7 protein-coding genes are annotated in these 11,725 nt (G+C 54.8%); 2 read left to right on the forward strand and 5 right to left on the reverse strand.

Features of this window, described 5'->3' with window-relative positions:
* Positions 1-183: 183 nt before the first annotated feature.
* Positions 184-3,867 carry a methionine synthase gene (gene metH / locus OGY08_RS04035; RefSeq protein ID WP_125363351.1) on the reverse strand — a complete coding sequence of 1,228 codons (3,684 nt, stop codon included), beginning with the start codon at positions 3,865-3,867 and terminating at the stop codon, positions 184-186.
* 195 nt (positions 3,868-4,062) lie between these two features.
* Between metH and iclR the strand changes: the two genes are divergently transcribed.
* On the forward strand, positions 4,063-4,887 hold the full coding sequence (iclR, locus tag OGY08_RS04040) for a glyoxylate bypass operon transcriptional repressor IclR (RefSeq protein ID WP_003826510.1): 825 nt from the start codon (positions 4,063-4,065) through the stop codon (positions 4,885-4,887).
* Between the two features lie 86 nt (positions 4,888-4,973).
* Here iclR and aceK read toward each other — a convergent pair whose 3' ends face one another.
* From aceK to metA, 4 genes are all read right to left on the reverse strand, one after another.
* Positions 4,974-6,755: a bifunctional isocitrate dehydrogenase kinase/phosphatase gene (aceK, locus tag OGY08_RS04045; protein ID WP_063941205.1), complete on the reverse strand. Its 1,782-nt coding sequence runs from the start codon at positions 6,753-6,755 to the stop codon at positions 4,974-4,976.
* Between the two features lie 102 nt (positions 6,756-6,857).
* The gene (gene aceA / locus OGY08_RS04050; protein ID WP_003826506.1) at positions 6,858-8,162 is read right to left on the reverse strand and encodes an isocitrate lyase; all 1,305 of its coding nucleotides are present in this window, start codon (positions 8,160-8,162) and stop codon (positions 6,858-6,860) included.
* 31 nt (positions 8,163-8,193) lie between these two features.
* Positions 8,194-9,795 (reverse strand): malate synthase A, encoded by a 1,602-nt coding sequence (aceB, locus tag OGY08_RS04055; protein WP_286565694.1) that lies wholly within the window; start codon positions 9,793-9,795, stop codon positions 8,194-8,196.
* A gap of 268 nt (positions 9,796-10,063) precedes the next feature.
* A complete protein-coding gene (gene metA, locus OGY08_RS04060) occupies positions 10,064-10,993 on the reverse strand; it encodes a homoserine O-acetyltransferase MetA (RefSeq protein WP_003826503.1) in 930 nt (309 codons plus the stop codon).
* 158 nt (positions 10,994-11,151) lie between these two features.
* On the opposite strand from metA, the gene OGY08_RS04065 reads away from it, so the two are divergent.
* A complete protein-coding gene (locus OGY08_RS04065) occupies positions 11,152-11,589 on the forward strand; it encodes an acetyltransferase (protein WP_125363353.1) in 438 nt (145 codons plus the stop codon).
* Positions 11,590-11,725: the final 136 nt, after the last annotated feature.

The raw sequence follows: 11,725 nt of genomic DNA on the forward strand, positions 1-11,725 counted from the left end.
CTCATTTGCCTGATGGCGCTGCGCTTATCAGGCCTACAAATCATCCCTATGTAGGCCGGATAAGGCGTTTACACCGCCATCCGGCAACGGCCCCCTTTCAGTATAAGGGTTTAAACGTAATAAAGAGACAGGGCACTCATTGAGCGCCCTGTTTGTTGTAAAGAAAGATGACAGTTTTGTGAATCAGTCGGCGTCGTAGCCGAGATTCGGCGCTAACCAGCGCTCCACTTCCGCCACGCTCATCCCTTTACGGAAGGCATAATCTTCAACCTGATCGCGCTGGATTTGCGCCACGGCGTAGTACTTGCTGTCCGGATGACTGAAATACCAGCCGGAAACCGACGCGCCTGGCCACATGGCGAAGGATTCGGTGAGCTTCATCCCGGTGTGCGCTTCCACATCCAGCAGTTCCCAGATGGTGGCCTTTTCAGTGTGTTCCGGGCACGCCGGATAGCCCGGCGCCGGGCGAATCCCCTGGTAGTTTTCGCGGATAAGCTCCTCGTTACTGAGGTTCTCATTCGCCGCATAGCCCCAGTAAACTTTACGCACGCGCTCATGCAGATACTCCGCGAATGCTTCTGCCAGACGGTCAGCGATCGCTTTCACCATGATCTTGTTGTAGTCGTCATGCTGGGCTTCGAAGGCATCCGCCAGCGCATCTTCCTCAAGACCACCAGTAACCGCGAAAGCACCGATGTAATCCGCTTTGCCGCTCAGTTTCGGCGCAACAAAGTCAGACAGGCAATAGTTGGCGAAACCGACTTTTTCCGTCTGCTGGCGCAGGTGATGACTCACGTTGATGACGTGCGTACGCGTCTCGTCACGGTAAATCTCGATGTCGTCACCCACGCGGTTGGCCGGGAATAACCCCACCACGCCACGCGGATTCAGGGTCTTCTCGGTGCTGAGTTTATCCAGCATGTCGTTAGCGTCTTTGAACAGGCGCTTCGCCTCTTCTCCTACTACCTCATCTTCGAGAATGCGCGGGTACTTCCCGGCCAGCGACCAGGTCATAAAGAACGGCGTCCAGTCGATGTAATTGCGCAGAGTTTCGATGCTGGCTTCCACTTCCTGCACGCCCAGACGGTGCGCCACCGGCGGGGAGTAGTTTTCCCAGTCGAAGGCCAGATCGTTGTCGCGGGCAGCCTGTAACGTTACTGGCGGGGTACGCGGTTTCTTACGCGCATGCTGGATACGCACGGTTTCGTACTCTTTACGCGTACGGGCGACAAAGTCATCACGCTGGGTGTCAGAGAGCAGCGCAGCCACCACGCCAACGGTACGCGAGGCGTTCTGCACGTACACCGTCGGGCCGCTGTAGTTCTGCTCGATTTTCACCGCCGTGTGCGCTTTTGAGGTGGTCGCGCCGCCAATCAGCAGCGGAATAGTGAATCCCTGACGCTCCATCTCTTTCGCCACGTTGACCATTTCGTCCAGCGATGGGGTAATCAGCCCGGAAAGGCCAATCAGATCGGCATTCACTTCACGCGCCGTTCTGAGGATTTTCTCCGCGGGCACCATCACGCCAAGATCGACGATTTCGTAGTTGTTACATTGCAGCACCACGCCGACAATGTTTTTGCCGATATCGTGCACATCGCCCTTCACGGTCGCGATGACCATTTTGCCGTTGCTGGAGCCTTTCTCTTTGCTGGCCTCAATGTACGGTTCGAGGTACGCCACCGCCTGCTTCATCACGCGGGCGGATTTCACCACCTGCGGCAGGAACATTTTGCCCTCGCCGAACAGATCGCCAACGACGTTCATGCCGTCCATCAGCGGTCCTTCAATAACTTCGATCGGACGCGCAGCCTGCTGGCGCGCTTCCTCGGTATCCAGCTCAATAAACTCGGTAATGCCTTTCACCAGCGAGTATTCGAGGCGCTTTTTCACGTCCCAGGTGCGCCACTCCGCCATCTGGGCATTCGCCGTGTCGTCGGTTTTACTGCCGCGATATTTCTCTGCCAGCTCCAGCAGTCGTTCGGTGCCATCGTCACGACGGTTGAGGATCACATCTTCAACAGCATCGCGCAGCTCGGCGGGCAAGTCGTCGTAAATAGCCAGCTGTCCGGCGTTGACGATCCCCATGTCCATGCCGTTGCGAATGGCGTAGTAGAGGAATACCGCGTGAATGGCTTCACGTACCGGGTCGTTGCCACGGAACGAGAATGAAACGTTAGAAACGCCGCCGGAGATCAGTGCGTGCGGCAGCTCGCGTTTGATGTCTTCACACGCGCCGATAAAGTCCTGCGCGTAGTTGTTGTGCTCATCAATACCGGTCGCGACAGCAAAGATGTTCGGGTCGAAGATGATGTCTTCCGGCGGGAAGCCCACCTCTTCGGTAAGAATCTTGTACGCCCGACGACAGATTTCGATTTTACGTGCGCGGGTGTCGGCCTGCCCTTGCTCGTCAAAGGCCATCACCACCACCGCGGCACCGTAGCGACGCAGCAGCTTCGCGTGATGGATAAAGGTCTCAACCCCCTCTTTCATCGAGATGGAGTTAACGATGCCTTTACCCTGAATGCACTTCAGCCCTTTCTCGATAACGTCCCATTTCGAGGAGTCGATCATAATCGGCACGCGGGCGATATCCGGCTCACCGGCGATCAGGTTGAGAAAACGCACCATTGCCGCTTCGGCGTCGAGCATCCCCTCATCCATGTTGATATCGATGATCTGCGCGCCGCTTTCCACCTGCTGACGGGCGACGTCCAGCGCTTCGCTGTATTTCTCTTCTTTGATCAGGCGTTTAAACTTCGCCGAACCGGTGACGTTGGTACGCTCGCCGACGTTCACAAACAGGCTGTCGTCGCCGATGTTCAGCGGCTCAAGGCCGGAAAGGCGGCAGGCAACCGGGATTTCCGGCAAGCGGCGCGGCGGTAAGCCATCCACTGCGCGGCTCATGGCGGCGATATGTTCCGGCGTGGTGCCGCAGCAGCCGCCGACGATATTCAGGAAACCGGCCTCAGCCCACTCGCGAATCTGCGCCGCCATGGTGTCGGCGTCGAGATCGTATTCACCAAAGGCGTTCGGCAGACCGGCGTTCGGGTGCGCGGTGACGTAGCATTCAGCAATGCGCGACAGTTCCTGCACGTACTGGCGCAGCTCGTCCGGGCCTAACGCGCAGTTCAGACCGAAGGTCAGCGCATCGGCGTGGCGCAGGGAGTTGTAGAATGCTTCGGTAGTCTGGCCGGAGAGCGTACGCCCGGAAGCATCGGTGATGGTGCCGGAGAGCATAATCGGCAGCTCAACGCCCAGCGCTTCGAATTCGGTTTTAACCGCGAAAATAGCGGCTTTGGCGTTCAGAGTATCGAAGACGGTTTCAATCAGGATCAGGTCACTGCCGCCTTCCACCAGCGCTTTGGTGGATTCACGGTAGGCGGCCACCAGCTGATCAAAGGTAATGTTGCGGTAAGCCGGGTCGTTAACATCAGGCGAGATAGACGCCGTACGGTTCGTTGGGCCGAGCACGCCCGCGACGTAGCGCGGTTTTTCCGGCGTGCGCGCCGTCCATTCGTCAGCCGCCGCACGCGCCAGTTTGGCTGCCGCAAAGTTGATTTCCGCCGACAGGGATTCCATCTGGTAATCCGCCATGGCGATAGTCGTCGAGTTAAAGGTGTTGGTTTCGATGATATCCGCGCCCGCCTCAAAGTAGGCGTTATGGATGGCGGCGATGACCTCCGGTTTGCTGAGCACCAACAGGTCGTTGTTGCCTTTCAGATCGCACGGCCAGTCGGCAAAGCGTTCGCCGCGGAAATCCTCTTCGCTCAGACGATATCCCTGGATCATGGTGCCCATACCGCCGTCCAGCACCAGAATACGTTCATTTAACTGCTGACGTAATTGTTCTACTTTGCTGCTCACACTCGCTCCCGACAACGCTCAACCAGACCGAAAAAAACTCAACAGGTCATACTGGCACAAACCTGAGAGGCGGAAAAGAGAACAACGGCCAACATGAGACATGTTCAGCTTCACTCATCCGATCAGTACAGGAATTCTTGCATTATAATTGAATAAAACGAAAATGATTTCCACGATACAGAAAAGGAGTCTGCCATGGTAGCCACTGTCCCCGCGAAACGCGGTAGAAAACCCGCCGCTGCTACTGCGCCTGCAACCGGGCAGGTTCAGTCTCTGACCCGCGGTCTGAAGCTGCTGGAGTGGATTGCGGAATCCAACGGCAGCGTGGCGCTGACCGAGCTGGCGCAGCAGGCTGGCCTGCCAAACTCCACGACTCACCGTTTGCTGACCACCATGCAGCAGCAGGGTTTTGTCCGTCAGGTGGGTGAATTAGGCCACTGGGCCGTAGGTGCGCATGCGTTCATCGTCGGCAGCAGCTTTTTGCAAAGCCGTAATCTGCTGGCGATTGTCCATCCGATCCTGCGCAAGCTGATGGAAGATTCCGGTGAGACGGTAAACCTGGCCGTGCTGGATCAAAGCGATCATCAGGCCATTATTATCGACCAGGTGCAGTGCACCCAACTGATGCGCATGTCCGCGCCTATCGGCGGCAAACTGCCGATGCACGCCTCCGGTGCGGGTAAGGCGTTTTTATCCCAACTAAGCGAAGAACAAGTGACTGGCCTGCTGCACCGTAAAGGCCTGCATGCTTATACACACGCCACGCTGGTGTCGCCAGTGCATCTGAAAGAGGATTTGGCCCAGACGCGCAAGCGCGGCTATTCCTTTGATGATGAGGAACATGCGCTGGGTCTGCGCTGCGTGGCGTCGTGCATTTATGACGAGCACCGCGAGCCGTTCGCTGCGATTTCCATCTCCGGACCCATTTCGCGTATTACCGACGATCGCGTGACCGAGTTTGGCGCCATGGCGATCAAAGCGGCGAAAGAAGTGACGCTGGCATACGGCGGATTTCGCTAAGATGGGGTTGCCGGGTGGCGGCTACGCCTTACCCGCCCTGCTATCCAAGGTTAGGGCAGATTTGTAGGCCTGATAAGCGTAGCGCATCAGGCACGGCGCACATTGCCGGATGGCGGTGCAAGTGCCTTATCCGGCCTACGGTCGGTTTCATAACGCACGCTGAACCGCTGCCGACGTCGGTAGGCGTAAACATCTTCCACGTGACCGTTTTTGATGCGCGTCTGTAGGCCGCGCCAGTAGTCAGCGCTGAACAGGTCAGCGTGCATCTCTTCAAATAGCGGCCCTATACGCGGGTCGGCACATAGCCAGTGACGAAATTCTTCCGGGAAGACATCTCCCGGCGATACGCTGTACCACGGCTCAGCGCTCATCTCATCTTCCGGGTAGCGTGGCGGCGGGATATGGCGGAAATTCACCTCCGTCATGTAGCAGATTTCATCGTAATCGTAGAACACCACACGCCCGTGACGGGTCACGCCGAAGTTCTTAAATAGCATATCACCGGGGAAAATGTTGGCGGCGGCCAGCTGACGAATGGCGTTGCCGTACTCTTCAATGGCATCGCGCAGTTGCTGACCTTCGACCTGCTCCAGCCAGATATTCAGCGGCACCATCCGTCGTTCAATATACAGATGGCGAATGACGATCTGATCGCCGAGATCGGTAATTTTTTCCGGAGCTTCCTGCAATAACAGCGCCATCAGCGCCGGATCGATTTGCCGTTTCTCCAGCACAAAATTCTCGAATTCCTGGGTGTCAGCCATCCGCCCAACACGATCGTGTTCTTTAACCAGTTGATAGCAGGCGCGGACGTGGGCGGCAGACATCTCTTTTTGCGGGGCAAATTTGTCTTTGATGATTTTAAACACCCGGTCAAAACCCGGCAGCGTAAACACCAACATCACCATGCCGCGGATCCCTGGCGCTTCAATAAATTGCTCATCGCAATGGGCAAGATAGAGCAGATATTCGCGGTAACTTTCGGTCTTCGCGTGTTTCTGACAGCCAATCGCCATGTACAGTTCGGCGGTGGTTTTACCGGGCAGGATCTCGCGCAGCCACTCCACCAGCGCCGCGGGCAAAGGAGCGTAAACCATAAAATAGGAGCGGGCGAAGCCAAACACAATGCTCGCCTCCGCCGTCGTGGTCAGACAGGTATCGACAAACAATTCGCCTTCATCAGTCCGGTGGATTGGCAGTAAAAATGGTAGCGTTCCCGAATGAGTAATCAACTTACCGACCAGCCAGGCGGCCTTGTTGCGATAAAACAGTTCGTTCGCCACCTGTAAATGGCAGCCCGACAACACATCCGCTCCCAGGGTTTCGGTCAGGTGTTCGATGATGTAGTGGATATCACGATGTTTGTTCTGCCACGGCAGACGCAGAGGCAGATCGCTAAGGACGCGCGTCAGCAGCCACTCCCAGCCGGTATCCGGAAAAAAGTCTTTCGCCAGCGGACGTGGGATCGTGCGAAAACGGCGCTCTGGCTGAGAACTGAAAATAAACAGCCGCTCGGGAGTCAGCGAGCGGTGGTCAAATAACCGACAGTAAACGGAGTTAAAGAAACTCTCCGCAATCTCGAAGCGCGGGTAATCCGGCAGTAGCCGGGTGTAATGCTCTTTCACGCGAAGTAAAAAATCCGCGTCGGTACTTTTGCCGTCAGTAATGCAGCGCAACTGCTCCACCACCAGACCCACGTGATGATCGTAAAGGTGAATACGGCTTTTCATCGCCTGCTGAACCGCATGCCAGTCGGCATGTTCAAAACGCTGCTGCGCGCCGGAGGTGACTTCCAGAAAACGCCCGTACTGGGCGTCGAAACCTTGCAAGATAGTCTGAGCAATCAGTAATTCCAGGCCACGCGTCATCAATGTCTCCCATCCGGCACAACGTCATGCCGGATGGCGCGTTCGCTTATCCGGCCTACATCCCTTCGTAGGCCCGGTAAGCGCAGCGCCACCGGGCATTGATCAAAACTGCGATTCTTCGGTCGAGCCGGTCAGCGCGGTCACCGAGGAAGCTCCGCCCTGAATGATGGTGGTGACTTTGTCGAAGTAACCTGTGCCCACTTCCTGCTGATGGGAGACGAAGGTGTAACCGTCTTTAGCTGCCGCAAATTCTGGCTGCTGAACCTTCTCAACATAATGGCGCATGCCTTCACCCTGCGCATAGGAGTGCGCGAGGTCGAACATGTTGAACCACATGCTGTGGATACCCGCCAGGGTAATGAACTGGTATTTGTAACCCATATCCGACAGCTGCTGCTGGAAGCTGGCGATGGTTTTGTCATCCAGGTTTTTCTGCCAGTTAAACGACGGCGAACAGTTGTAAGCCAGCAGTTTGCCTGGGTATTTCGCGTGGATCGCATCGGCAAAGCGCTTCGCCAGTTCAAGGTCCGGCGTGGAGGTTTCACACCACACCAGATCCGCATACGGTGCGTAGGCCAGACCACGGCTGATCGCCTGCTCAATACCCGCATGCGTACGGTAGAACCCTTCGCTGGTACGTTCGCCAGTGATGAACTCGCTGTCGTATGGGTCGCAATCAGACGTAATCAGATCGGCTGCGTCGGCATCGGTACGTGCAATCACCAGCGTCGGCACACCCATGACGTCGGCTGCCAGACGGGCGGCCACCAGTTTCTGGATAGCTTCCTGCGTCGGAACCAGCACTTTGCCGCCCATGTGACCACATTTTTTCACCGATGCGAGCTGATCTTCGAAGTGAACGGCCGCTGCACCAGCCTCAATCATCGATTTCATCAGTTCAAACGCGTTCAGTACGCCGCCAAACCCTGCTTCCGCATCGGCAACGATCGGCAGGAAGTAATCGACATAGCGAGGATCGTTCGGCTCAATACCGGTTGACCATTGGATCTGATCGGCGCGACGGAATGTGTTGTTGATCCGATCAACCACCGCCGGGACGGAGTTCGCCGGATACAGCGATTGGTCCGGGTACATGCTGGATGCCAGGTTGGCATCTGCCGCCACCTGCCAGCCTGAAAGGTAGACCGCTTCAATACCGGCTTTCGCCTGCTGCAGAGCCTGACCGCCGGTCAGCGCGCCGAGGCTGTTGATATAACCTTTCTTCGATTCGCCGTGCAGCAGACGCCACATTTTCGCCGCGCCAAGCTGCGCCAGCGTGCATTCCGGGTTGACCGAGCCACGTAATTTCACCACTTCCTCCGCGCTATATGGACGGGTGATGCCTTCCCAGCGCGGTTGAGTCCATTCTTTCTGTAATTCTTCGATTTGTTGAGTACGGGTTTTCATGTGCAGATGCTCCATATTGTTATGTGGTGGATTACGCCAGCAGGCGGTAGCCTGGCAGGGTCAAGAAATCGATCAGTTCATCAGAGGTAGTGATTTGCTCCATCAGGCGCGCGGCATCGTCAAAACGCCCGCTGCTGTAGCGGTGTTCGCCCAGCTCGTCCTGAATCACCAGCATCTCTTCGGCCAGCATCTGACGGAACAGCGGTTTGGTAACCGGCTTGCCGTTGCTGAGCGTCTTCTCGTGGTGGATCCACTGCCAGATGGAGGTACGGGAGATTTCGGCGGTGGCCGCGTCTTCCATCAGACCGTAAATCGGTACGCAGCCGTTACCGGAGATCCACGCTTCGATGTACTGCACCGCGACACGGATATTGGCGCGCATGCCTTCTTCAGTACGCTCACCTTCACAAGGTGCCAGCAGTTGCTCTGCGGTAATCGGGGCATCTTCTTCACGGGTCACGAACAGCTGATTTTTGTTTTCACCGAGTACGTCGTTGAACACCGCCATGGCGGTATCTGCCAGTCCCGGATGGGCAATCCATGTGCCGTCATGACCGTTATTTGCTTCCAGTGCTTTGTCCGCTTTTACCTTGGTCAAAACCTGGTTGTTACGTTCCGCATCTTTGCTGGGAATGAACGCTGCCATGCCGCCCATCGCGAATGCGCCACGTTTATGACAGGTTTTAATCAGCAGACGCGAATAGGCGCTGAGGAATGGTTTATCCATCGTCACCACCTGACGGTCCGGCAGCACGCGATCCGGATGGTTCTTCAGCGTTTTGATATAGCTAAAAATGTAGTCCCAACGACCGCAGTTCAGACCCACAATGTGGTCACGCAGGGCGTGCAGAATTTCGTCCATCTGGAAGACGGCAGGCAGCGTTTCAATCAGCAGGGTCGCTTTAATGGTGCCGCGCGGCAGGTTAAAGCGGTCCTCTGCATAGCTGAACACTTCGCTCCACCATGCCGCTTCTTGCCAGGCCTGCGTTTTTGGCAGATAGAAATAAGGGCCGCTGCCTTTCGCCAGCAACGTTTTGTAGTTGTGGAAGAAATAGAGGGCAAAGTCGAACAGGCTGCCCGGGATAGATTCGCCACGCCAGGTGACGTGTTTTTCCGGCAGATGCAGACCACGAACGCGACATACCAACAGAGCCGGATTAGGCTTGAGCTGATAAATTTTACCCGCTTCGTTGGTGTAGCTAATGGTGCCATTGACCGCATCGCGCAGGTTGATCTGCCCGTCGATAACTTTGCTCCACTCAGGAGCCAGTGAATCTTCGAAGTCAGCCATAAAGACTTTGACGTTCGCGTTCAGCGCGTTGATGACCATCTTGCGCTCAACGGGTCCGGTGATCTCTACGCGGCGATCCAGTAAATCATCAGGAATTCCGCGAATTTTCCAGTTACCTTCACGAATGGAAGCTGTTTCCGAAATAAAATCAGGCAACTTACCGTCATCAATATCCTGCTGATGCTGGATACGTGCAGCCAGAAGTTTATTCCGCTTTGGCGTAAATCTTGTCACCAGTTCAGTCAGAAACTCCACTGCTTCAGCGGTCAGAATTTGCTGTTCCTGTTCGCCACGCGGCCTGGTGAAGACCAGTTCATCGGTTGTCGTTGCCTGTTGATTCATTGCGTAGTTCCTCGTCATTGATCCAAACACATCCCCAATGCGAACGAAGGATCGTTGTGCGCTTTTCGTTCAGCACAACTAAGACTACTCATTTAAATTTCAAAATCAAAAACAATTTCCATTTTTAATTTAATTATCAATTAACCTATTGATAACAATATAAATAAAATTTAATTACACGATGAGGTGCGTTTCGGAAATAAAAAAGGCACCCGAAGGTGCCTGATTCAATATGCTGAAACGCTTAAGGATCGTCTGCTACAGAAGATTAATCCAGCGTTGGATTCATGTGACGCAGATCATATGGCGTGATCTGGTAGACGTAATAGTTGAGCCAGTTGGTAAACAACAAATTACCGTGGCTACGCCAGGTTGCCCGCGGTTTGTTTTGCGGGTCATCTTTCGGGAAATAGTTATAGGGTACTTCCGGCGATAAGCCCGCTTCGACGTCACGAAAATATTCGCTGCCGAGTGTATGGTCGTCATACTCAGGATGACCCGTCACGAAGGCGATACGTTTGTCTTTGCTGGCAAACAGGTAGGCATCTCCCTCTTCGGTTTCAGCAAAGATCTCGAGATCGGTGTAGTCGCGGATAAGCGCTGCAGGGAAATCAGCATAGCGCGAATGCGGGGCCAGGAACGCATCATCGAATCCACGCGTCAGCAACGCATGAGGGTGCAGAATATGGTGCTCATAGACGCCTGAGAGTTTGTCCGTGCGGGTTTGCTTGGGAATTCCGTACAGGATATTCAACGCGGCCTGCACCGCCCAACAGACAAATAACGTCGAGGTAACGTGATCTTTGGCCCATTCAAGCACTTGCTTAATCTGCGGCCAGTAAGCCACATCATTAAATTCAACCAGGCCCAACGGTGCGCCGGTCACGATCAATCCGTCAAAGTTCTGATCGCAGATATCCTCGAAATTACAGTAGAAGTTATTCAGATGCTCCGTTGGGGTGTTGCGTGACTCGCGGGCATCGATGCGCAATAGCTGAACATCTACCTGCAGCGGTGAGTTAGACAGTAAGCGCAGGAACTGGTTTTCCGTTTCAATCTTCTTTGGCATCAGGTTAAGGATGAGCACCTTCAGTGGACGAATTTCCTGACCGGAAGCGCGGGATGTCGTCATCACGAAGACGTTTTCCTCACGCAAAAAATTGACGGCGGGTAGCTCGTCCTGCACGCGAATTGGCATAACCTGATAACCTCACAACATACGTTTAAACGTTTAGACATCCAGATAGCTGAAGATACCCAGGAATCATGCGAATGTCGAGCCTGCATCCTCAAGTTGAGAAAGTTTCACGGCTCCTTGCTGTAGAATAGTGCAGTAAAGAAAAAAAGGAGAATGCTATGAACCTTACCATTCGTCGTTCGCGTCAGGACGAAGGAGATAAGTTAGTTTCTATTTGGTGTCGCTCAGTAGATGCCACGCACCATTTCCTCTCTGCGGATTATCGGATTGAGCTGGAGGAGCTGGTACGTTCATTTTTACCAGAAGCCCCTCTGTGGGTTGCAGTGACAGAACAGGATGAGCCCGTCGCTTTTATGCTCCTGACCGACCAGCATATTGATGCTTTGTTTGTCGATCCGGATGTGCGTGGTAGTGGTGTTGGTAAACTGCTGATTGAACATGCTTTATCAATGAGTTCAACGCTAACAACCAACGTTAACGAGCAGAATGAGCAGGCGGTTGGATTCTATAAGAAGATGGGATTTAGCGTGACGGGACGTACACAGGTGGACGATCTCGGACGACCGTACCCGTTACTCAACCTCGTACGCGGGTAGCAGGACTAGCTTTTGTAGGCCGGATAAGGCGATACGCCGCATCCGGCGGTTTTTGCCCCGCACAGACGCAAAAAAGCCCATCCGTCAGGATGGGCTTCTTCACTTTAATTAATGCCTGGCAGTTCCCTACTCTCGC

This window comes from Citrobacter sp. Cpo069 (assembly GCF_030332785.1).
GTDB lineage: Bacteria > Pseudomonadota > Gammaproteobacteria > Enterobacterales > Enterobacteriaceae > Citrobacter > Citrobacter portucalensis.

Excerpts from the sequence above, each read along its gene's own strand:
- iclR (WP_003826510.1), top strand. The coding sequence starts at position 4,063 with ATGGTAGCCACTGTCCCCGCGAAACGCGGTAGAAAACCCGCCGCTGCT.
- aceK (WP_063941205.1), bottom strand. The coding sequence starts at position 6,755 with ATGACGCGTGGCCTGGAATTACTGATTGCTCAGACTATCTTGCAAGGT.
- aceA (WP_003826506.1), bottom strand. The coding sequence starts at position 8,162 with ATGAAAACCCGTACTCAACAAATCGAAGAATTACAGAAAGAATGGACT.
- aceB (WP_286565694.1), bottom strand. The coding sequence starts at position 9,795 with ATGAATCAACAGGCAACGACAACCGATGAACTGGTCTTCACCAGGCCG.
- metA (WP_003826503.1), bottom strand. The coding sequence starts at position 10,993 with ATGCCAATTCGCGTGCAGGACGAGCTACCCGCCGTCAATTTTTTGCGT.
- OGY08_RS04065 (WP_125363353.1), top strand. The coding sequence starts at position 11,152 with ATGAACCTTACCATTCGTCGTTCGCGTCAGGACGAAGGAGATAAGTTA.